This is a genomic window from Microbulbifer sp. Q7 (genome assembly GCF_001639145.1).
Taxonomy (GTDB): Bacteria; Pseudomonadota; Gammaproteobacteria; order Pseudomonadales; family Cellvibrionaceae; genus Microbulbifer.
In genome coordinates, this window is sequence record NZ_LROY01000002.1 from 471,412 (window position 1) to 492,887 (window position 21,476).

Here is a 21,476-nt window from a genome sequence, read left to right on the forward strand (position 1 = left end):
GCTGCGCCTGCGCTGGGCGTTAAGTTCCACGTATGAAAAAGCAATTTATTAAATTTCTGCTGATGTTTAGTTGTTCGTTATCCGCGAGTGGAGTAGAAAAAATGGATTGGCCATTTGATCAAGCAAGAAATGTTGCCGCGATAACGACAAAGCAGGTCGTTAAGGACTCATTTCCAGTATTAATGGTGGTGCACTACGCGGATGATGATTCATGGGCGTTTACCTGTGGTACTACTAATAAATCAGAAGATCTCATGATCGTAGGTATGGGCGAGATCGTATCGCTTGATCCTACTTTGTATTCAATCGCAGATTTACCTCCTGGCTGGAGCGCTACAAGAGCGTCAATTACGTCCGAGTGGGTTCGTAGTAAAGGGGAATGAACTTAACAATCACAGGCAGTGAAGCTCCGGCCCTTCGGGCCTCCGCGGGACGTCTTACCTTATGCACGTTTTGCGCGGTCGCTTCGCTCCCATTTTCGCGCAAAACGCGCATAAGGTAAGCCGCCCCTGCTGTGGGCGTTATGAGCCGCTCGCTCAAGTTCGTGCGGGGTTCATATAGAGTAAAAGGAGTTGGAAAGGGGTGCTGTATAAAAATACAGTATTGGCGTTAAAATCTGTAGTCAACGATTCGTCCTTCGTGTAGGCTTCGAAGCTTCAGCGACGCTCGCATAACGAAGTTTATGCGGACGCCGCAGACGCATCGAAGCAAGGCCGCGAATCTAGCGCTGGCAGTCCTTTCCTCCGTAGCAAATTGTGGTGAAGCCAGAACAGGTTAATGAGTGAATTCTGGCATCGTGCCACGAGCAGCTCATAACAAGACGATAATGCGGTCACCTAAAAATTTTCATCACCTTTGCTTTCGCAAAGGTGCCGCCAATTTTCTTAACGGCGCCGCATATCTAATTCGTTATGTTCAGAACCATGAATAGATTCCTTCTTATATTTCTAGTCCTCCCAGGTCTGGCCCAGGCATGCTTTTCTCCTCCAGAGAGACATTTTACAGCCATTGATAGACTGTATTATCAAATAGACAAGATTGTGCTCGCTGAAGCCATTGAAGAGAAGCCGTCTTTCAAAGCTCAAGGAATGGCAAAGTTTACTTTTAAAACAAAAGAAGTTTTGAAAGGAGAAAGTGGCAAAGAAAAATTTTCACTTGACGGGTTTCTCTATGAAACGGGCCCCATAGATTTCTCCAGGCATGAAGATGTTGTGTTTTGGGCCAATTCATACGTAGGAAACTTTGTTGCTCCCGGTGATTGCAAAGTCTATGGAAAATTTACGGTTGGAGAAACATACCTTCTAATCATGGGTATTGATCATCCAAAGGCCTTTGAGGTAGTTCGATCTACCGAAGATAGGTGGTATAAAACAGTGAAATTTATGGCGCAGAGCCACAAATGAACATAACAAGGTGCGGCAGACCGACGTCTTACTTTGCGCACTTTTTGCGCAGTCGCTACGCTCCTATGTTCGCGCAAAAACTACGCAAAGTAAGCCGCTGCTGCGCACGGCGTTAGAAATATAATGAAATATCGAGGACAAAAATGAAGAAATTATCGATAGCGATACTTGCAATGCTTCTCAGCGGTTGTATATGGACAGTGGCGAAAGGGCCAGTCTTCTCTGGGCTAGACGAAGCGAAAGAGTCAAAATCTGTTGTTTATATATACAAAAAATATTCAGATGACGGTGTGACCGCGTGCCTAAAATTTTTACTTAATGAAGCGGAGCATGGATGTCTTTGGGGGCAAGGGTTTCTGCGTGCGGAGGTGTCACCCGGAGAGCAAGAGTTAGTGCTTCAAACTAATGCTTTTATGGGACCTAGATTAATTGAATACAAGTTCACTGCGGAGCCAGGAAAAACGTATTTTTACGAGTTCATTTTTACTAGCGGCAACGTAACTGATGATGCTCTTGCTATCAAAAAGATCGGCTTAGGATTAACCGATGGTCGAACTCATGTGTTTTCTTCTGGCGCGCATGCGCTTTACCAAAAGGAAACAGAGGTAGCTATAAAGGACTTAGTGCCACTTAAAGAGTCCATTTGATTTCTAACAATCACAGGCAGTAAAGCTACGGCCCTACGGGCCTCCGCGGGACAGCTTACCTTGTGCACATTTTGCGCTGGTCGCTACGCTCCCATTTTTGCGCAAAATGCGCACAAGGTAAGCCGCCCCTGCTGTGGGCGTTAAAAGGCAAAACATGATTACGCAGCAAATCACAGCAATCGCATTAAGGCTATTTTCAATCTGGCTTTTAATTCAGCTTATCTTGAATTTGCCAAGCCTTGTAATGCTGTTCGCCAGCGTTGAGCAATATCAGCAGCAAGAAATACCTATGGGGGTATATGTTGGCCTCATAGGGACATTTATCCTAGTCGGGCTCATCGCAGCATTCTTAATCAGCAAAGCTGCCAACTCAGTTTTAAAGAGTGCCAAATCCAACTCCGCGGCAACACTGAGTAGTGACTCTCAAAAAGCATTGTTTCAGCTAGCAGGTTTATACTTTATTGTTAATGCTTTAGCTTATCTACCTCGCTCACTGTCATTTATACCAAACACAGTGGAAATATCGTCATCAAGCATTTTATGGCCAGCTGGTTTGGTGTTCCAGTTAGCCATTGGCTTATGGCTTGTTAGCGCGTCTACCTTCTGGCTTAATCTATTTAATAAGCTGCGAGGCCGTACCTAGTGCCTTTTAACAAGGAGTTCAACTACACTCCGGCCGCGAGCGGCCTTCGTCGGACGCAGAAAAGCGTGCTTCGCACTGTGCGCCGGTTAACTTAGCGTTAAATGGCCAAAGGGAATTAGCAATGCAATTTATCCGAAAGATAAAACGAAATAGAGCAATAAAATCGTATTTACGTAAATTACCAAGATTGCTAGCGAAGGACTATGGGAAGTCTAAAAGATATCGCCCGAAACAGGTGAGGGCTACGATTGAGCGAAATGGGCTGTCAGTCATTTACACCTGCTACGCAATTGCAATTTTTTGCTCAAAGAAGGACTTTGATCAGTTTCACAATGAAATTGGCGAGGCATGTGATTACGGGGTAATGCGTGGTGAAGTGGGAAATCTTCACTTTTATGGAAATTCGAACTTTAGCAGTAATGATGTAGCATCTGTTGGTTCGGATTTTGGTAGTGGCTCCCATAGTATGGATGCTGGCGGCATAGATTGATGCATTTAACAAGGTGCGGCAGACCGACGTCTTACTTTATGCACTTTTTGCGCAGTCGCTTCGCTCCTATTTTCGCGCAAAAAATTCACAAAGCAAGCCGCCGCTGCGCACAGCGTTATCTTTTGAGTGGAATATCCGTGTTTAAAAAAAGTATTTCCATTGTTCTTGCTCTCATGGTCTCTGCCTGTGGGGGAAAAGATCTGGCTAACATATATGCTCTTGAACAAGAGCCGTATTTTATCGAGTTTCCGAGTGAATATAGCTTCAGAAATATGGAAGTTGAAACTGGACTAGGCGATGTTAAGGTTTCAAGTATTAGCTCAAAAAGTAATTCTATCGATTTCAATCTTTCAGTGTCCGAATTGCCGCTTGATAACTTAGAGGAAGATCAAAAAATAGCCGTCTTGGAGTCGGCAAAAATAGGTGCGTCTAAAGCAACTGATGGAATAGTTACACTTGAAGTAGAAAAAGTGCATGCCGGCATAACAATGAGAGAGTTTACTCTTTCAATCGATGAAGGCGAATTTATGGTTATTTCTAGAGTGTTTTCAATTGGAAATAACTTCTACCAAATGACGGTCACTAGCCCAAAAAGTCAATTCTTAGACCCGCAGGTTCGAAGTTTTTTAGATTCATTCCAGGAACAAGATAACAAGCGGTTGTAGTCGCCGCGAAATACGCGGCTGGGACGGCTTACGCTACGCTCCAGCCGCCCCTAAACCGAGCGTTATCTTCCTTACCACTTCTCCGGGCTTAAATGAGATAGTCGTGAAAGAAATAAAATTCAATGAGCTTTACATGTCTGCCTCTAAAGACGGAGAAATGTACTTCTTGGAGCTATATATTGCTAGCGGGCACATGGAGTATGAAGTAAAAGTTGAATTGGAAAAAATAGACTTTGAGATTCTTGAAAAAGATGCTGAGAGAGCTGTATTTGTACACGCAGCATTGCATCATCCGTTTCAAAGTGGAAGCTCAGCTCTAACCAAAGAGAAGCAGCGTGAATATTTGGATATCATTCTTCATGCCAGCAAACCTGAGGTTGAGAAGTTTCTTACAGAGAAGGATCATGGATCTGCTAATGGGGCAGTATCCAATATGGTCAGGATTACAAAGCAACGGGACCAATCCATAATGCGGCAGGGCAAATGGTTCATTGAAAATGGAAGATAACAAACAGCGGCAGAGCGACAGCCAACGCTACGCACCTTTTGTGTTACTCGCTGGCGCTCAAACATTAACACAAAATGCGCTCCGCGCTGGCTGCGCCTGCGCTGGGCGTTAGGTGTACTCATGGATAGCAGCAACATTGAACAGAGAGTTGAAATACAAGGGCTCGAGATAATCAGGCGATATCCCTCCGATGACGCTCTTTCAAGTTATCCTCGTGAGAAACTAAATAGAAATATTGAGGCTTATAAGGCAGGTGGTGAACTTGCTTGGATAATTCAAGAATGCCCGGCGGGAGGTCAGAGCGAAGACAAAGCGTATATGGATATTCAGATTAAAGATGGCCAGCTTATAGCTGGTAACTGGATAGGCCTAGATTTTGTGGTAAATCTAGAAACTGGCAACGTTAGTCCAGCCAAGAGAGGAGTTCGTCCATGGTAGCGTCCCACCTAACAAGCCGCAGCAAATCGCTCCCGTTGGTCGCTGGGACAGCCAAAACGCTACGCTTATTTGTCTGCCCCTGTGCGGGGCGTTATGAGTACGTTCAGACAATATGCTAATTTTTGGAATACTTTGTTTTGCTGCGGGATTTGTCTTATTCCTCTCAGCTACGGTATCAGGCAGACGCCTTTTAAAGGTCGTGAGAAGTGAGCGTCCAGAGCTTCATAAGAAGTATTTTTCGCTATTCAATCAGTCCTACTATTATTGGGGGCTGTTCTTTGGAAATGCAGAGTTGGAGCGAGAAGACCTGCCAGAGGTTGTATTAGTGTCGAAGGTGCGGGTGAAAAGAAAGTACGAAGTATCATTCATATTCTTTTTTCTCTTCTTTGCGCTACTCCTACTGGATGTACTCATAACAAGCGACTGTGGTTGCAACCCCAAGAAAATAACTAGGCAGCCCAGGGTTCTCCATCGCGAACCATCGCGTTCAAAATTGTGATCATTTTTCTCATGCAGGCAGTGATCGCCACTTTCTTGTGCTTCCCCTGGGCTACTAAATTTTGATAGTGGGCTTTGATCGCTGGGTTGCATAAGGTGGCGCTAACCGTCGCCATGTAGAGAACCACGCGGACAGTTGATCTACCGCCTCTGATCCTTCTTTTTCCGCGCAGCTTTCCACTATCTCGATTCATTGGTGCTACACCGGTGAGCGCTGCAATCTGTTTGTTATTCAGTGTGCCGAGCTCGGGAAGGTCACCCAGAAGAGTATGTACCAGGACGTCGCCAACACCAGGAACGCTTTTCAAAAGAGCTTTCTTTTCATCCCATGCAGACTCCTTCTCGATAGCTGCATTTAGCTTCTGATCAACCCACTCAACCTCTTTATCCAGCTGCTTGATTAGCCTTCGATAGGTGCTGGCCAATACGCCATCACCCATGATCGACTGCCTGTTAAGTTCGCGTGTCCTCATGTTCATGAGTTGGCGACGACGAGCTAGCAAGTCTCTGATTTCACGAAGGTTTTTACTCTGTGATCTACTCGGTTTCGGCTGAATCCTCGCTGCAAATTCAGCAATCAGAGCGGCATCGAGCTTGTCCGTTTTAGCCAGTTGTTCTACAGCACCGGCGTAGCGTCGGATCGCGCGGGGGTTCGCGATGACCACCGGCATCTTCCGCTCGAATGCGGCATCTGCTAAGAGCAACTCATAGCGGCCTGTGGCCTCCATGACCAGCCTTGCGACTTGGTAGCGAGATATTCGGTTGAGCGAGTATCTAATACCGTCAGGAGTGTTGTCTGATCTCCAGTAAACGTCTCTCTCATGAATATGGAAATCGAGATACTCCTTTCCGATATCCACGCCCACGTTAACTCCCGCCTCAGCACTTTTACGGTTTGTCATAATGACTCGTCCTTGCTAAATTCGGGCTTGAAGCCCATTCGACTGTTCGAGTTTGTAAATCGGGTCGGCCACCCGCTCAGGCTTGTTAACGATCTTTAGAGATCTGGCGTGCATCGAGCTAGGTAGCCGGTAACATGGTGAGAGATGTTACGGGCTTCAACTTACCGAATTCGGGGGAATTAGACCATACAAGCGCAAGCAGTTAACTCCGGCCCTTCGGGCCTCCGTGGGACGCCCAACACTATGCACATTTTGTGCGAGTCGCTGCGCTACTAGTTTCGCACAAAATGTGCACAGTATTGGTCGCCCCTGTTGCGGGCGTTATGAGTTAAGAGGAGCACCCAGCCTTCATTGACGATATCTTGAGTATTTTTATTGGAATCATTATGGCAATTGTAGAGGCCATAATTTTTCTCATTACTCCGACACTAGAGATTGTGGTGCCTTTTGCATTTCTAGTGCTGGAAGCTTTGTTTTGGCTATGTGTAGCGTTCGTAGCCATGCTAAAAGCTCTATTCACTCTAACTAAGCCTAAAATGCCAAAATGGCAGGCTTTTAGCGGGGCAAGGGGTAAGGTCGCTGGGGCTGCAAGCCGGTGGCGTACTTTCAAAGACAAACGTGCCAGTAAAAAGAAAAACTCATAACAAAGTTATCAACCACCGCCAGCAAGCTGGCTGGACCTCCACTGCGTCGTTTAAAGTGTGCTTTAATAGCACACTTTAAACAACTACGTTCCGGCCGGTTATAACGGCGTTATGACCTCAGGTTCACTGAAAATGAGCGATAAATCTAAATTTCTTTTGAGCGCCTTTATTTCATATGGAGTTTTAATTTTTATCGCTCTTCCCATAAATTTATTTCTTCAGGGGAGTACATTTCATGAGGTGATAGTATTTTTGTCGATAACAGTGCTCTTTTCTCTTCCCGTCGCGTTCGGGTTGGTGACAATTGGATACAGTGTATTTTATCGCATTAAAATTATGATCAGTAGCAGTCACTACCTGGCTGTATTCTGTGGAGCTGCCGGCGTAGCAGTAGTTCTCTCGGGCCTAGCTAACATAGTGGGTTTTCTTGTAGTTGGCGGCATTAACAATGAATTAAAGACGCTTTTTTTATACCCAACGTTGGCAGTAAGTGCTCTAGCCACTGTAGTGTACCTAGGCCTTGAGAAATGGTCATAACAAGCGACTGTGGTTGCAACCCCAAGAAAATAACTAGGCAGCCCAGGGTTCTCCATCGCGAACCATCGCGTTCAAAATTGTGATCATTTTTCTCATGCAGGCAGTGATCGCCACTTTCTTGTGCTTCCCCTGGGCTACTAAATTTTGATAGTGGGCTTTGATCGCTGGGTTGCATCAGTTGGCGCTAACCGCCGCCATGTAGAGAACCACGCGGACAGTTGATCTACCGCCTCTGATCCTTCTTTTTCCGCGCAGCTTTCCACTAACTCGATTCATTGGTGCTACACCGGTGAGCGCTGCAATCTGTTTGTTATTCAGTGTGCCGAGCTCGGGAAGGTCACCCAGCAGAGTATGTACCAGGACGTCGCCAACACCAGGAACGCTTTCCAAAAGAGCTTTCTTTTCATCCCATGCAGACTCCTTCTCGATAGCTGCATTTAGCTTCTGATCAACCCACTCAACCTCTTTATCCAGCTGCTTGATTAGCCTTCGATAGGTGCTGGCCAATACGCCATCACCCATGATCGACTGCCTGTTAGGTTCGCGTGTCCTCATGTTCATGAGTTGGCGACGACGAGCTAGCAAGTCTCTGATTTCACGAAGGTTTTTCCTCTGTGATCTACTCGGTTTCGGCTGAATCCTCGCTGCAGATTCAGCAATCAGAGCGGCATCGAGCTTGTCGTATAACTTCGTATAATGGTGCATAACTTCGTATAGCATACATTATACGAAGTTATACGAGTTGAGCGAGTATCTAATACCGTCAGGAGTGTTGTCTGATCTCCAGTAAACGTCTCTCTCATGAATATGGAAATCGAGATACGCCGTTCCGATATGCACGCCCACGTTAACTCCCGCCTCAGCACTTTTACGGTTCGTCATAATGACTCGTCCTTGCTAAATTCGGGCTTGAAGCCCATTCGACTGTTCGAGTTTGTAAATCGGGTCGGCCACCCGCTCAGGCTTGTTAACGATCTTTAGAGATCTGGCGTGCATCGAGCTAGGTAGCCGGTAACATGGTGAGAGATGTTACGGGCTTCAACTTACCGAATTCGGGGGAATTAGACCATACAAGTTGCGGCAGACCGACGCCTTACTTTGTGCATTTTTTGCGCAGTCGCTACGCTCCTGTTTTCGCGCAAAAAATGCACAAAGTAAGCCGCCGCTGCGCAAGGCGTTATGTTTTTAGTCGCATAAGGAGATGCAATGTCTAGTAATTCAAACAAACAAGTTTTGACAAACGTCATATTATTTATCTTGCTCTGCGTTTGTTTGTGGGTTGGCTGGTCTGATTTCCAGCTAGTTAAGCCCGAAGTAACTCAAGAGGAAATCCGAGAGTCTATTCGTTTCTATATCAGGACAGGTTTTCAGATAGCTGTTCAATATTTAATACCATTGGCTATTTTGGCCTATTTTGGTAAAAAGTTATTGAATCGTGAGGCCAAAACATAACAAGTGACTATGGTCCCTCGTCAAGCGATTAGGCCATTTTTTCGTCCCAGTAGGTGTTGTTCTTGACCATCGTGTTTAGGATCGTTAGTTGCTTGCGCATGCAGGCAACAATGGCAACTTTCTTAGGTTTCCCAGCAGCTACCATACGCTCATACATTGGTTTTAGTTTGGGGTGACACTGGATCGCTGACATCATCGAGACAAATAGAACCGTTCTGACGCGGTGACGTCCACCCCGGATAAATCGCTTGCCTTGAAAGCGCCCACTGTCACGGTTCATCGGCGCGATACCAACGAGCGCAGCGATCTCCTTACGGTTAAGTTTTCCCAGTTCAGGCAGCTCACTCATGAGCGTATATGCCAGGACATTGCCGACACCTTTCGCGCTGAGCAGCAAATCTCGCTTTTCTTTCCACTCCGTCACGCTATTGATTAACTTATCGAGTTGCTTGTCGATCTTAAGTAGTTCGGTCTTGATCGCGGTAAGGATTTGCCGAATAGGGTCGTGGACCGACTTTGGCATTCTCTTGAGGCGATTTTTCTGCATGGTACTCATTTCAAGACATTGGCTGCGAACAGCAAGTAAGTCACTGATTTCGAGTAGTTTTTCCGGCTTGATGACTGTTAATGCTGGTTTCATGGCTTCGCCAAAATGGGCTATGTCCATGGCGTCTAGTTTGTCGGTTTTAGCGATCCGTCCTGATGACTTTGCAAAGTTTCGGATTTGTGAAGGATTGCAGACAACAATGGGTAGCCCACGCTTGTCGGCGGCGCACACAAATTCCATCTCCAGTCGCCCGGTAGACTCGATCAATACTCTAGTGGGTGTGAGTGCCTGTATATCGGCTACTGCCTGTTTGATACCTTCTTTATCATTTTTGACGCTAAAGAATTGGCCAGTGGGTCTCACATAGATATCGAGTTGGGTGCTGCTGGTATCGATACCGACATTGATCTCTTGATATTCCATAAGATAAGCTATCTCCGCCTTGCTATTCGGGCTCGAGGCCCACATGACTATTCGAGTTATGCCTAGTGAGTGTTTGTCACGTTCATACTTGTTATCGGTCTTTATGAACCGGCCAGGCAGCGAACTGTGATAAACAAGGCCTTCGGTGGCCGCCGAAGGTGGGTCTCAATTTACCCGTTAGCGAGAAGGGCGTAAAACGCCAAAATATGATAAGAACAACCATACAAGGCCGGGCAATGTGCTCTGGGCCTCTGGCCCTCCGCGGGACAGCTTACCTTGTGCACCTTGTGCACCTTTTGCGCAGGTCGCTGCGCTCCCATTTTCGCGCAAAATGCGCACAAGGTAAGCTGCCCCTGCCGGCGGCGTTATAGGTCTTTGAGAAGTTTGAGTGAGTGCTAGAAATTTCTATTACAAGTGCTTCTTGGGCGGGAGCATATTTACCCTGATTTTGATTGCAGGTGAATCGGTAATTCTTGCTCATGCTGTTTCCACTGGTAGTTGGGATTTATATCTCTCAAAATATGAAATCAAACTGAGCGGGGCTTCAGCAAAGGTGGCGCATCTGGGTATCTTAGGGTTTCTGGGCTTGTCATTCGCCTTCACTTTGGATTCCTATAGAAAGTGGCGTATTTGACCCAGACCTATAACAAATGGCTGCAGCCGACTCCATAAGCTTTGCTTCGCTTTTGTGATGTTCGCTGCGCTCACATTTTTACACAAAAGCTCTGCGCCGCTATGTCGCGCTGAGCCAGGCGTTAGGTGGAAATCAGCATGAGACTGTTGGGTATAATTATTTTCTTTTTATTCAGTTCATCCGCTTTTTCCAATGAGATTCCATGCTGGATGAATCCTGATACAGTTCCAGAGACGACTCAGCTAGCTGTGTTGAAGACGTACCTATTGCCAATTAATTTAAATTCACCTAGAAAGGATGTAGAAGCGAGGATCAAGCATAAAGATTATCGCTTTATAGCAATTGGCGGTTTCGGAATCGGCTATCCAGGTCTATCCAACAAGGAGTTGCTCTGCAAATATGGTTCTAGATATATCATGGGAACGTCAGATGCATTGGAGAGTAAGGAGCATAGTAAGCTGTCTTATGAATTTAGCAGTTATGCCAAAGAATATAATATGGCGCTGGAGCGAAAGCTCAGTGCCCAGTGAGCCACCTAACAAACAGCGGCAGGGCGACATGATCTTCCCCCGCTTTTGCACCTAATTAATCTAAAGCGCTATAAAAAAGCGGGCTAGTTTTCATGTCGGCTGATTGAGAATCACTAAATAGTCAAACCTACTGCTTGATCTCCGCTAGCATAAGCTCCCGAATAACCGGCACCGGTGAATTTCCAAAGCTCAAGAATTTTTCGTGAAACTGCTTGAGATTAAAATCGTCACCCTGAAGTTCCTTGATTTCATCCCGCAGGGCCATGATATCCATATAGCCGGCAAAGTAGCTGGTAAGCTGAACTTGGCTGAGGGTGGCACGCCGCCATTTGCCTTGGGCTTCGGTTTTCTGCTGGAAGGCCTGTTTCATCATCATATTCATGGCCTGCTGTTCGGTCATGCCTTTGACCTGGATGGCATAGTCGAGGAGTGTGTTGACTACGGTGCGCAGGTTCCATTTGTAGTACATCATCCATAGTTCCGGCGAAAAGTCGCCGTAGCCCGCTTCCAGCATCATCCGCTCGGTATATACGGCCCAGCCTTCAATCATGGCGCCGTTGCCGAGTATGTTTTTTATCAGGCTTGGCGACTGATTGGCGTAGACCAGCTGGGTGTAATGCCCCGGTATGGCTTCGTGAATATTTAGAATCTGCATTAAGTAGGTGTTGTACTCGCGGAGAAAGCTTTCGGCGCGATCGTCCGCAAGGTCTGCTACGGGCATGACGTTATAGTAAGTGTTGGCGTCTTTATCGTAGGGGCCCGGCGCGTTGATAGAGGCAACTGAGAATCCGCGCATGTAGGGTGGTGTGGTGCGAACGATTAGCGGTTTGTCGGGGTCCAGTGTCAGCAGGTCTTTCTCGTTGACGAATGCTTCGAGTTCCGGAATCTGGGCCTCAACAGCGGCTTTGAAGTTCTCTTTGGTAGCATGGTTTTCAGAAAGCTTTTCCAGTACCCGGGCGATTTTTTCGAGAATCTCGTCTGGTTTTTGTTCGCCTTTGAAATACTTTGGCCACAGCTTATCGGCCAACTCATCCATTTTCAGGTGCAGGCGATCTTTCTCTCGCAAGGCGCGTTGGTACAGTTCTTTGCCGGTCATGCCAATCTGTATGTCGTACGAGAATTTTTCTTCATACAGCTTTTCGCCGATCCGGTAGTCGCGGAAGCTATCAGCCTTTTCCATTTTGGCGTGCATGGTCTGGAGGTAAGTGACGTAGTCAGTTATGGCGTCACGTACCCGGGTCAGTCGAGTGTTAAAAAGTTCTTTTTCTTTGTCGGATAAGCCGCTTCCTGCAAGTTTCTTCGCGGTCTCCTCACCAAATACAGACTGAGCCCCTTCATTCTGTTGTATGGCAAGTAGTAGCTGGGGGGAGGCGGGTTTTGTGAGCGCCTGTTTGGCGGCGGTATAGTAAGCCGGCACCAGTTGCATACGGTTGCTGAATACGCGCAGTCGTTCGTCCAGCGGGGCGTAGTCTGTGTTGAGGATCAGGGCGAAGCCATGTGAGACGTTGTAGTTCGCCGGATTCCACTCGTGAGATTTGAACTCCTTCAGGTCCCACACGGTTTTGTCGAGGAAGTTTTGGATGAGGGCGAGATCGGTACGGGCATTGACGCTCAGTGACTCGGGCTTGAATCGCGAGAACTGGTTGCGATAGTCCCGGGCGAAGGCCAGCACTTTACGTCGGTAGTTTTCGTCGGGTGCTTCCAGCCGTTCAGCAACGGCGTAGTAGCCATTGCTGATGGCCCACGAGGGAAACAGGTGCCACATGCGCTCTACCATCTGGTTGCTGAGGTGCTGGAACTCTGCCTCTGTGGTCGTGTTTGCTGCGTTGGTGTTGTCAGCGGGCTTGGGGTTAGCGCCCACTTCACCGGAAGCTAGTTGGTTGGCACCTGACACCTCGCTGGCGCTGCTGTCTTTTTCCGATGGCACTGGTTGCGGGCCTTTCTCCCCGCATCCATATACGAAGGTCGTCAGAAGTAAGGCTGTGAGCAGGTATTTCATAGTGCGTCTCGAGCTTTTAACGGAATCTGCTCAAAAACTAGCACAGTCAACTTGTAGTTATGAATTCCTGTGGGATTTATTTTGTGTGACCCAGGTCGCCTTGTGTCATATTCTGGCGGCGGCTAAAGTGGCAAAACCTGAATTTGTGGCGGAGTGCCGCGATTCGAATCGATCAAATTCATATGATTATCAAAGGAGTCTGGTATGACAGAACTGGCAGCACAGGCGTGTGAGGCCTGCCGAGCGGATGCGCCACTGGTCTCGGACGAGGAGCTGGCCGAGCTGATGCGGGAAATCCCGGATTGGACACCCATTGCCCGTGACGGCGTGATGCAGTTAGAGCGTGTTTTCAAGTTTCGTAACTTCAAGCAGGCGCTGGCGTTTACCAACCGCGTTGGTGAGATCGCAGAGGAGGTGGGGCACCACCCGGCACTGCTGACGGAATGGGGCAAGGTTACCGTTACCTGGTGGAGTCATGAGGCCGGCGGCCTGCACAAAAATGATTTCATTATGGCGGCAAGGACCGATAAACAGCTGGATGTCGATTAAGCGCCCAGCGGTCAAAAATTAGCCTTCCCCCTTATTCAGCTTGTGGGATCCCGGTGGAAATTACTGCCGGGTTCTCCTGTGTCCTGCCAGAGTCGTTCGATGGGTTACGAGGAAACGAGAAGGACCACGATGCTGAAGATGAAAGCCACTTGCGAGCGTTGCAGTGCACAACTTGGCCTTGCCGATGAGGCCTTTATTTGCTCTTACGAGTGCACCTTTTGCCCGGAGTGTACCGAGGCGCTGAGACGGGAGTGTCCTAACTGCCAGGGAAACCTGGTGCTCCGGCCGCTCCGCCGCAGTTCTCCCACGGCTGTCGCCAAATCCGGTTTCAAGGCAAAGCTGGAAACCATCCTGCCCTGACAGGAATGGCATAGGGCCCCACTTTACTGATGTTTACGGGCCCAGAGTAAAAACTCCCGGTTGCCATCACCGCCCGTAATCGGGCTTTCTATATAAGTTTGGGTGTCCAGACCCAGCTTCCCACAAAGTGTACAAATTTTGTTCTGCACCTGCTGGTACAGCGCAGTATCGCGCACCAGCCCGCCTTTCCCTATGCCCTCGGGGCCGACCTCAAACTGGGGCTTGACTAGGCTCAACAGGTGACCGCCAGCCTTCAACAATGAAGGAAGCTGAGGCAGGATCAGGGTTTGTGAGATAAACGACACGTCCATGACGACGGCATCGAAGCCTTTTGTCCCGAACGGGGCTATCTGCTCGGCAGTAAGATAGCGGGCGTTGATGCCCTCAAACAGGTGCATACGCGGGTTTTCGAGCAGCGGCCTGGCGAGCTGGCCATGGCCCACGTCGACGCCCACGACCTGTTCGGCACCCCGCTGCAGCAGACAGTCACTGAAGCCACCGGTGGAGCAGCCCACGTCCAGAGCATGCCAGCCCGCGGGGTTCAGGCCGGTATGATCGAGTATGCCGGCGAGTTTCAGGCCCGCACGAGACACGTACTGGTCTTCCGGCATGGCCTCGACCCGAACGCGGGTATCTTCGCTGAGGGATTGACTGGCTTTGGTGGCCGAGCGCCAGTCATGGCCGTCTGCCAGGAAAACGCGCCCGGCATCGATCAGCTTGCGGGCGTGGGTGCGCGAACTGGCGAGTTGCTGCTGAACCAGCAACAGGTCGAGGCGTATCATGATGGGTGTGACTCACATTCGTTGGCGGTATTGGGCGAGTATCGGGATAGCGGTGTATTTGGCTGTCATGCTACCCTCTGCGCCGCGAACAGAGAAGTCGCTGCACAATTCCATACTTCTCACAGGCAGTAAACATCACAGGAGTCGGCTTTAGATGGCAAATAATGTGCTGAGCAAGTTTAGGGTGCGTAAGGGCAAGGTATTCGAGGCCCCGCTGGAGAACGCATTCGGTCGTCTTGTTACGCCATTTGAGGAGTTCATACACCGCCAAAGTAGCAGTGGCGTGCTACTCATGATCTGTGCGGTGATTGCCCTGATTATCGCCAATTCGCCCTGGCAGGAGGCGTACAAGCACATTCTGCATCTGCCGGTCAGTTACAACTTTGGTGACTGGTCACTTTCCATGAGTTTTCATCACTGGATCAACGATGGTTTGATGGCCATCTTCTTCCTGCTGGTGGGTCTGGAATTGAAGCGGGAATTCCTGGTTGGTGAGCTGTCCGAGGTCAGGAATGCCGTGCTGCCGGTAATGGCGGCGATCGGCGGCATGGTTGTGCCGGCGGCGATTTTTTATGCGCTCAACGGCGGCACGCCATCCGAGCGCGGCTGGGGTATTCCCATGGCCACGGACATTGCGTTCGCCGTAGGGTGTATCGCAATTCTGGGTAACCGCGTACCACGGGCCGTGGTGACGTTTCTGGTTGCGCTGGCGATTGTGGACGACCTGGGTGCGATTCTGGTGATTGCCATCTGGTACACCGAAGAAGTCAACATGGCCGCGCTGATTGCCGCGTGCATTCTGGTGGGAATTCTCTGGCTGCTGAAGTTTGCCGGGGTGCGCCGGTCGCCAGCCTACATATTTGTGGGGATCCTCTTGTGGTATGCCCTTTATGTCACCGGGGTCCACGCCACGCTCGCAGGCGTTATTACGGCAATGGCTATCCCGGCCAAGCCCAAGTACGACCCGGTGGCGTTTAGCACTTTTGTAAAAGACATCATCCGCAGCTTTGATCGCTGCTTCCGTCCGGGTGACAAGATTATTGCCAATGATGCGTTGCGTGCGCGGGTAACTGCGCTGGACAACGGCATTCACCTGGTGCAATCGCCGCTGCAACGGATGGAGACCCGATTGCACACCCCGGTGGCGTTCATCGTGGTGCCGATTTTCGCACTCGCCAACGCCGGTATCCCGTTCGACAGCTTCACCAGCACCGAGGCGGTGTTCAATCCGCTCACCCTCGGGGTGATTTGTGGTCTGGTGTTCGGCAAGCTGATTGGCATTGTGGGCGCGACCTGGATCGGCTGGAAGCTGGGATGGGGCGAGTTGCCCAAGCACTCCACCTTCCACCACATCATCGGTGTGGCGCTGCTGGGTGGTATTGGCTTCACCATGTCGATCTTTATTTCCGAACTGGCATTTGCCGGTGAAAACGAGATGCTGATCCAGGCGAAGGCGGGCGTATTGCTGGCGTCGGTCATCGCCGGTGTATCGGGCTTCCTGATTTTGCGCCGCGCGCCGATCGAGGAGTCGACCCAGTCGGATCAGCTGGCCCATAGCGATGCTCTGGCGGCGGAAGCTGCGACCTCTGCAGATGGCAGTGAAGCCGAAAAGGGGCAGGGCGAGCCCCGCAAACTGCCTTGATGGGCGGGTCGTTCTGGCGGAGCCAGTGAATGACCCGTAACCGGCGCCAGACAACCACCGCGCAGCCATTCGGCCAGTTGCGCGGTGTGTTGCCCGGAGTGCCCTGGCCACAGACCAGCCTCCGGTGGTGGTCAGTTGCCCACCAATTTCCTTCCACCGGCTTGTCGCTCCACCGAATTAACCTCCACCAGATCTCTATCCACCAGTTCCGACCCCGCAGCCTAGTTTCGGTGCCTGGACGTGCATTGCGCGCCGGTCTCTCGGTGAGCGGCCCGCCTCGACGGTATGTCGCTGAATCGCGACTTCGGCGCACGCTTTGCCCTTCCCGCTAATTTGGTATTAAAAAACGGTCGCTTGCCAAGGATTTTGCTCGTTATACTCGCGCCAGACAGCCGGTGTCCGGCGGTAAGGAATATGCAAATGCAACAGGCCGAGCAGTTTGTCGATCTTCTGAAGTTACTGGTACGTAGCCCCAGTGTGGTGGGCGCGGAGCACTCTTTTTTTCGGGTATTGCAGCGCGAGCTGGAAGAGCGCGGGGCACATGTTACCTGGTATGAGGGCCTGCTGGTTGCTCAGGGCCAGCGCCCCAACAGCGCCAAGTTCTCGGCGCATATTGATCGCCACGGCTTGATCTGCACTGGCCCCAATGAGTTTCAGTATGCGGCCTTTGTGTCTGGCCGCCGCTCCGACCTGTTGGGCAATTCCGTTTCCGAAAAACTCATGACCAAGATCGTCGACCGCTTTCAGGGGGTCACGGTAACGGCCTACGAGCCCTGGTCGGGTTCCTATTTCGGCTCCGGGGAAATCCGTCGCGCGTATGTGTGTGGCTACCGCAATAACCTGATTTTTGAGGTGGCGGGCCTGGAGCATGTGGTGGCCGGCACGCCGGTGGCGTTTACCGACCGGCTGGAAATCAACGACGGCATTTTGAGCGCACAGCTGGATAATGTACTTACCGCCGCGCACCTGGTGCACCTGTACAGCCTCGGCTTTCAAGGGACGGCCTTCTTTACCGCCCAGGAGGAGTCGGGCAGTAGCTGGCGCTACCTGCTGGAGTGGTTTCGTCGGTTCAATGGTGGTACCAGCAAGCTGGTGGTGGTGGACACCAGCCCTTACCCGGATCGCGCCAGTGCCGATGCGCAGCAGGTTGTGCTGCGCCGTCGGGACGCCAACGCCCAGTTTCACCCGGAAACCACGGCGCGCCTGGCACAGTTGTGTGAGGCGCAGGGCATCCGCTACAGCTACAAAGACAGCTATATCGAGGCGTTGAACCAGAAGGCGATCGCAGAGGGGCAAGAGCCCCAGTCCTTTGGCAGTACGGAGCTGGGGCGGATCGTGAGCGCTTCCTCGGGATTTGTGCAGGGCACTACCCTGCAGATTCCCACCACGGGTTACCACACCATGGAGGAGTCTGCGTCCCTGTCGGCAAACAGCGCCTTCAGCGACCTGCTGTTTGCGATTGCCGCAGACGATTAAGGGCGGTCAGAACTCGTCGCTGCGCTGGTAGCGATTGCAGCGGTTGTTGCAGTAGGGTTTGTCCGAGCGAATAACGCCAGTTGCCGGGTGCACCGTCAGCTGGCGTTTTTTGTTGCCGTGGTAGGCCACCACATTCCAGTAACCGTTGCGGTACTGCATACGATCAAAGCGGTGAAAGCCCAGCCGTTGCAAACGCGCACGCACGGCAGCGGCACTCAGGTCGATCTCCGATGGCGTGCCACCATCCAGGTCTGGCCCGTACAGGTGCGGGGGAATTGCGGGGCCGGTGGCCGGTCCGGAGAACTGGAAGTCCTGGGCCGTGAATGGCCCCGGCTGCTGGGCGTGGGCGACGAGGGTTCCGCTCATCAGCAAGCCAAGGGCGAGTGCGGTGAACCGCCACAGCCGAGCGCGGTGGGGTGGAGCGTTTGGTGGGCTAATGTTGCGCGGACGAGTGTCACGGAATACAGCGGCATACAGCATGGACTTCCCCAAATTGCCTTTATCCGACCATTGATAGGCTGGGCGAGGGGAAATCCCAAATGGTAATGACGACTTGCGGTCAGATGCGGCAACTCACGGCGCCTGCAACGATCGCTTTCTGGCCCAGGTCCGGAGCGCTGGTCAGCCCCGCAGTTTCACGCGGAAGCCGGGCCACTGTGTGATGGCGGGAGATTTTTAACCGCAGCCGCAATCGGTGCAGCTACGGTTCTTTATTGGCGGCAAGGGTTAAAGAGCGTGTTTAGCTGCCGTCTTCCCTGGCGTTTACGATTTCTCCGCTGTTGGGGTCCACTTCGAGATCCCAGCGCTTGCCCTCCTTATAGGCTTCGATTTCCCAGCGGCCGCCATCGAGGGAGACCTCAACCACGGGCACATAGCCCTGCTGTTCCAGTTTGGTAACGATGGTGGACAACGCCATGGCGCCCGGCGGGGGCATTTCCTCTTTGCTGTTGTCCTGGGATGCGGCCACTGCCGCGATACCGCTCAGGGTGACCGCGAGGAGTGAGTTCTTTACGTTTTTCATTGGTTCCTCCGGAAGCTTCCCGTCGCTCAGTTCTGGTTGCCGAGACGTTGCTGGATCATAAAACACCATTCGTCGCTGCCGCCGTCCGGTCCGTGAGCGCCATCACCACCGGTGAGCTTGTCCACCGCGGTGAACCACTCGGCCGATCCCACTTCGGGCAGGCCGCTGGGATACTGTTCGGTGATGGCTTCGCTCTGTGTGCGCATCACTTCCCCATTGACCCAGGCAAACCATTCGGCGTTACAGATCAGCTGCCCCTCACTGTTGGGGTTGTCAGAGCGGGTATCGGCTTCATCGGCTGAAGAGGAGGCGCTGTCTTCGGGCGCGCTGGTGTCATCGGCCACACCGGTTCCGGTGTCCTTGCTTTCCTCGATGACTTCGGTTTTTTCCGCCGGATCGGCGGCCTGGTCGGGGTCGTGGGTCTCGGACTTGCGGCTGCAGCCACCCAGGGCGAGCGCGGCCATCAAGCTGGCAAGTAACAGATAGCGCATCATAAAAAGTCCTCGTAACAAGGTTGCGGTGGCGCCGAATTGATCGGGCTACTGGAAGTAAGCATAGGAGGATTTTTTCGACTTGCGCGGTACTTTCTTCTTATGTTGACACGCGGACTGGGCTCGAAACCGGGGGAGTGAAGCGGGCGAGCGAAGTGAGTAGGGTGGTCCGAAACGAAAAAATCCCGGATGACCGGGATTTTTATTGCATAGCAAGAGGTGGGGCCTGGAGCGAAGGGCTTACAGCGCGGGGGCGGAACCGCTGGCTTCCGCTGCCGGCGCGTCTGCCAGGGCTTCGCTGTCGTCATTGGCTGCGGCCGCCGCCAGGCGCTGCTCTTCAATACGGCTGCTCCAGGTCAGCAGCGCCTGATAGTGGCGGATGTTCTGCACGTAGGTAACCGGCTCCCAGCCCCGGGCATAGCCGTGCTTCAGGTGCTTGTAGTACTGACGCTTGGCCAACAGGGGCAGGTGTTCGCGCACATCGGACCAGCGGTCGGCGTTGCCGCCCATTTGTTGGGTCAGGATGCGCGCGTCTTCCAGGTGCCCATAGCCCACGTTGTAGGCGGCGAGCGCCATCCAGGTGCGGTCGGGCTCGCGGATACGCTCGGGAATCTTGTCGCGCACCTGCAGGAAGTAGCGCGCACCGCCGTCGATACTCTCGATCGGGTCCAGCCGGTTTACGCCCATTTCGCGGGCGGTAGTGCGAGTCAGCATCATCAGGCCGCGCACACCGGTAGGCGACTTGGCGCGAGGGTTCCAGTGGGACTCCTGATAACTGAGTGCGGCCAGCAGTTCCCAGTCCAGATCGTATTTGTCCGCGGCTTTCTGCAGCTCTTCGCGCCACTTGGGCAGTCGGTTGCGGGTGAGCTGGGCAAAGGTTTGGGCGCCGCCCACATTCATTTTGCTCACATGGCCGAAGTACAGTTCGCGCAACTCGGCGACCAGGCCGCCGGTATTGGCGCGCAGCATAAAGTTGCGTGCGGCGCGGTACAGGGTGTCGTCGTCGCTTCTCGGGAAAGCCCAGGACACTGGCTGGAACTGGGTCAGGTTGAAGGCGACATGGGTATTCGGGTAGAGGCCACGGTGTACCGCGTAGGCATTGGAATCGACGATGGCATAGTGGTACTTGCCCTCGTTGACCATTTCCACCAGCTCCATGGCATCGACGTCGGAGATTTCTTCCCAGCGCAGGTCTTCGTAGCGGCGGGAGAGCTTGCGCAGCTGCTCGGCATGGGCGCTACCGGCGATCACGGCAATGTTCTTGCCTGCGAGGTCGGCCACGCTGCGAGGGCGGGATTCGCCCAAGCGGTAAATGACCTGCTGGCGGATTTCGAAGTAGGAGGGGGCAAAGCGCACCTGGTCACGGCGCTCGGGAGTTACGGTCAGCCCGGCGGCCGCCAGGTGTGCGTCCGACTCCGGGTCGCCCAGCTCCTGGAACAGGTGGCTGAGATCGTGCACATCGCGGATCTCGAGCTTTACCCCGAGTTCCCGGGCAAACGCTCGCAGCATGCCGTATTCGAAGCCGGTGTAGTTGCCGTTGGCGTCTTCATAGTAGGTGGTGGGCCCGTTCTGGGACAGAACGACCAGCTTGCCGGAGGCCTTGACCTGTTCCAGCAGACTGGGGGCCTTGCTCGCCACCAACAGGGAGGCGCAGCAAGCCAGGGCCGCTCCCTTCAGCAGGCGGCGGCTGTATCGCAACAGTCGGCTTTTCATGATCATAGGTCGTCCCCTTGAGTCCGTTCTTGCTTTATTTTGGGCGCTCGCCGCGTGGGAAACCCCGCGTCTGGGCACCGTTTCCTGCGGGCGGCGGCTCCTTTGCCGCCCGCGCGCAAAGCCTGCTGTCTATTATTTGCACAGGCTTGGGCCAAAAGCGCGGCAATTTTACCTTAAACCACGGTGCGCTGACCAATCGGCGGTAAAACAGCGGTTTCACTTTGTGACCAGTCGGCTTGTCTTGACCTATCAAGTGTAGTAGTTGGCGCCCCGGGTAAGGCCTGTGGCGCCAATCTCGGGAAGCCGCAGGCGCCAGAGATTGTGTTCTTGTGGCCACGCACGGTGGTCGTCATGGCGGCGGTCAACTTTACTGTTGCAGAACCGTCAATAGATGGCGCGCGGCAGTGTTGGAGCGGCGGTGCTTCGGGTACAATGCGCGCGCTCCGATACCCGGTGTACCTGTGTGGCAACGTCTTTGTAAC

General features: G+C 52.0%; 26 protein-coding genes. 17 read left to right on the top strand and 9 right to left on the bottom strand.

What is annotated here, in order from left to right; all coding sequences use genetic code 11:
* Nucleotides 1–32 precede the first annotated feature (32 nt).
* The 8 genes from AU182_RS16495 to AU182_RS07720 all read left to right on the top strand — a co-directional run bounded on the left by AU182_RS16495 (nt 33) and on the right by AU182_RS07720 (nt 4,794).
* Complete coding sequence (locus AU182_RS16495; RefSeq protein ID WP_153039176.1) at nt 33–383, top strand: hypothetical protein; 351 nt, start codon at nt 33–35, stop codon at nt 381–383.
* A 540-nt stretch (nt 384–923) separates the two neighbouring features.
* Complete coding sequence (locus tag AU182_RS07695; RefSeq protein WP_153039177.1) at nt 924–1,403, top strand: hypothetical protein; 480 nt, start codon at nt 924–926, stop codon at nt 1,401–1,403.
* 143 nt (nt 1,404–1,546) lie between these two features.
* Nucleotides 1,547–2,050, top strand: coding sequence for a DUF2846 domain-containing protein (locus AU182_RS07700; RefSeq protein WP_066963221.1), 504 nt, complete (start codon nt 1,547–1,549; stop codon nt 2,048–2,050).
* A 154-nt stretch (nt 2,051–2,204) separates the two neighbouring features.
* Nucleotides 2,205–2,693 carry a hypothetical protein gene (locus AU182_RS07705; protein ID WP_066963225.1) on the top strand — a complete coding sequence of 163 codons (489 nt, stop codon included), beginning with the start codon at nt 2,205–2,207 and terminating at the stop codon, nt 2,691–2,693.
* A gap of 121 nt (nt 2,694–2,814) precedes the next feature.
* Nucleotides 2,815–3,183 (top strand): DUF6559 family protein, encoded by a 369-nt coding sequence (locus tag AU182_RS16500; protein ID WP_153039178.1) that lies wholly within the window; start codon nt 2,815–2,817, stop codon nt 3,181–3,183.
* Nucleotides 3,184–3,221: 38 nt separating this feature from the next.
* Nucleotides 3,222–3,848 (top strand): hypothetical protein, encoded by a 627-nt coding sequence (locus AU182_RS07710; protein WP_153039179.1) that lies wholly within the window; start codon nt 3,222–3,224, stop codon nt 3,846–3,848.
* A gap of 103 nt (nt 3,849–3,951) precedes the next feature.
* Nucleotides 3,952–4,356 carry a hypothetical protein gene (locus AU182_RS07715; protein WP_153039180.1) on the top strand — a complete coding sequence of 135 codons (405 nt, stop codon included), beginning with the start codon at nt 3,952–3,954 and terminating at the stop codon, nt 4,354–4,356.
* Between the two features lie 120 nt (nt 4,357–4,476).
* Nucleotides 4,477–4,794: a hypothetical protein gene (locus tag AU182_RS07720; protein ID WP_066963234.1), complete on the top strand. Its 318-nt coding sequence runs from the start codon at nt 4,477–4,479 to the stop codon at nt 4,792–4,794.
* A 449-nt stretch (nt 4,795–5,243) separates the two neighbouring features.
* On the opposite strand, the gene AU182_RS07725 is transcribed toward AU182_RS07720, so the two are convergent.
* Nucleotides 5,244–6,194 (bottom strand): IS110 family transposase, encoded by a 951-nt coding sequence (locus AU182_RS07725; RefSeq protein ID WP_066962794.1) that lies wholly within the window; start codon nt 6,192–6,194, stop codon nt 5,244–5,246.
* Nucleotides 6,195–6,580: 386 nt separating this feature from the next.
* On the opposite strand from AU182_RS07725, the gene AU182_RS16655 reads away from it, so the two are divergent.
* Both AU182_RS16655 and AU182_RS07735 read left to right on the top strand, forming a co-directional pair.
* A complete protein-coding gene (locus AU182_RS16655; protein WP_193754311.1) occupies nt 6,581–6,838 on the top strand; it encodes a hypothetical protein in 258 nt (85 codons plus the stop codon).
* Between the two features lie 132 nt (nt 6,839–6,970).
* Nucleotides 6,971–7,375, top strand: coding sequence for a hypothetical protein (locus AU182_RS07735; RefSeq protein ID WP_066963238.1), 405 nt, complete (start codon nt 6,971–6,973; stop codon nt 7,373–7,375).
* 174 nt (nt 7,376–7,549) lie between these two features.
* Here the strand turns inward: AU182_RS07735 and AU182_RS16660 are convergent, their stop codons facing one another.
* Nucleotides 7,550–7,897 (bottom strand): transposase, encoded by a 348-nt coding sequence (locus AU182_RS16660; RefSeq protein WP_193754312.1) that lies wholly within the window; start codon nt 7,895–7,897, stop codon nt 7,550–7,552.
* Between the two features lie 684 nt (nt 7,898–8,581).
* Between AU182_RS16660 and AU182_RS16505 the strand changes: the two genes are divergently transcribed.
* Nucleotides 8,582–8,827: a hypothetical protein gene (locus AU182_RS16505; RefSeq protein ID WP_153039181.1), complete on the top strand. Its 246-nt coding sequence runs from the start codon at nt 8,582–8,584 to the stop codon at nt 8,825–8,827.
* A 28-nt stretch (nt 8,828–8,855) separates the two neighbouring features.
* Here AU182_RS16505 and AU182_RS07750 read toward each other — a convergent pair whose 3' ends face one another.
* Entirely contained in the window at nt 8,856–9,797 is a 942-nt protein-coding gene (locus AU182_RS07750; protein ID WP_066967698.1) for an IS110 family transposase, read from the bottom strand.
* Between the two features lie 388 nt (nt 9,798–10,185).
* Here AU182_RS07750 and AU182_RS16510 point away from each other — a divergent pair, with 388 nt between their 5' ends.
* A complete protein-coding gene (locus AU182_RS16510) occupies nt 10,186–10,431 on the top strand; it encodes a hypothetical protein (RefSeq protein ID WP_153039182.1) in 246 nt (81 codons plus the stop codon).
* A gap of 137 nt (nt 10,432–10,568) precedes the next feature.
* The gene (locus AU182_RS07755) at nt 10,569–10,961 is read left to right on the top strand and encodes a hypothetical protein (RefSeq protein WP_066963247.1); all 393 of its coding nucleotides are present in this window, start codon (nt 10,569–10,571) and stop codon (nt 10,959–10,961) included.
* A 127-nt stretch (nt 10,962–11,088) separates the two neighbouring features.
* Here the strand turns inward: AU182_RS07755 and AU182_RS07760 are convergent, their stop codons facing one another.
* On the bottom strand, nt 11,089–12,960 hold the full coding sequence (locus AU182_RS07760; protein WP_082859295.1) for a DUF885 domain-containing protein: 1,872 nt from the start codon (nt 12,958–12,960) through the stop codon (nt 11,089–11,091).
* Nucleotides 12,961–13,164: 204 nt separating this feature from the next.
* Between AU182_RS07760 and AU182_RS07765 the strand changes: the two genes are divergently transcribed.
* Both AU182_RS07765 and AU182_RS07770 read left to right on the top strand, forming a co-directional pair.
* Complete coding sequence (locus AU182_RS07765; RefSeq protein WP_066963253.1) at nt 13,165–13,509, top strand: 4a-hydroxytetrahydrobiopterin dehydratase; 345 nt, start codon at nt 13,165–13,167, stop codon at nt 13,507–13,509.
* A 138-nt stretch (nt 13,510–13,647) separates the two neighbouring features.
* Complete coding sequence (locus tag AU182_RS07770) at nt 13,648–13,869, top strand: DUF1272 domain-containing protein (protein ID WP_227718173.1); 222 nt, start codon at nt 13,648–13,650, stop codon at nt 13,867–13,869.
* A gap of 23 nt (nt 13,870–13,892) precedes the next feature.
* On the opposite strand, the gene AU182_RS07775 is transcribed toward AU182_RS07770, so the two are convergent.
* A complete protein-coding gene (locus AU182_RS07775) occupies nt 13,893–14,651 on the bottom strand; it encodes a TlyA family RNA methyltransferase (RefSeq protein WP_066963256.1) in 759 nt (252 codons plus the stop codon).
* 154 nt (nt 14,652–14,805) lie between these two features.
* Here AU182_RS07775 and nhaA point away from each other — a divergent pair, with 154 nt between their 5' ends.
* Nucleotides 14,806–16,293: a Na+/H+ antiporter NhaA gene (nhaA, locus tag AU182_RS07780; protein WP_066963259.1), complete on the top strand. Its 1,488-nt coding sequence runs from the start codon at nt 14,806–14,808 to the stop codon at nt 16,291–16,293.
* 414 nt (nt 16,294–16,707) lie between these two features.
* Nucleotides 16,708–17,769, top strand: a complete 1,062-nt coding sequence (locus tag AU182_RS07785; protein WP_066963262.1) for a peptidase M42 — start codon at nt 16,708–16,710, stop codon at nt 17,767–17,769.
* 6 nt (nt 17,770–17,775) lie between these two features.
* Here AU182_RS07785 and AU182_RS07790 read toward each other — a convergent pair whose 3' ends face one another.
* The 4 genes from AU182_RS07790 to mltF all read right to left on the bottom strand — a co-directional run bounded on the left by AU182_RS07790 (nt 17,776) and on the right by mltF (nt 21,000).
* Nucleotides 17,776–18,135, bottom strand: a complete 360-nt coding sequence (locus AU182_RS07790) for a hypothetical protein (protein WP_153039183.1) — start codon at nt 18,133–18,135, stop codon at nt 17,776–17,778.
* A gap of 373 nt (nt 18,136–18,508) precedes the next feature.
* Nucleotides 18,509–18,790: a PepSY domain-containing protein gene (locus AU182_RS07795; RefSeq protein ID WP_066963268.1), complete on the bottom strand. Its 282-nt coding sequence runs from the start codon at nt 18,788–18,790 to the stop codon at nt 18,509–18,511.
* A 26-nt stretch (nt 18,791–18,816) separates the two neighbouring features.
* Nucleotides 18,817–19,284 (bottom strand): hypothetical protein, encoded by a 468-nt coding sequence (locus tag AU182_RS07800; protein WP_066963271.1) that lies wholly within the window; start codon nt 19,282–19,284, stop codon nt 18,817–18,819.
* 237 nt (nt 19,285–19,521) lie between these two features.
* Entirely contained in the window at nt 19,522–21,000 is a 1,479-nt protein-coding gene (gene mltF, locus AU182_RS07805; protein ID WP_066963274.1) for a membrane-bound lytic murein transglycosylase MltF, read from the bottom strand.
* Between the last annotated feature and the right edge of the window lie 476 nt (nt 21,001–21,476).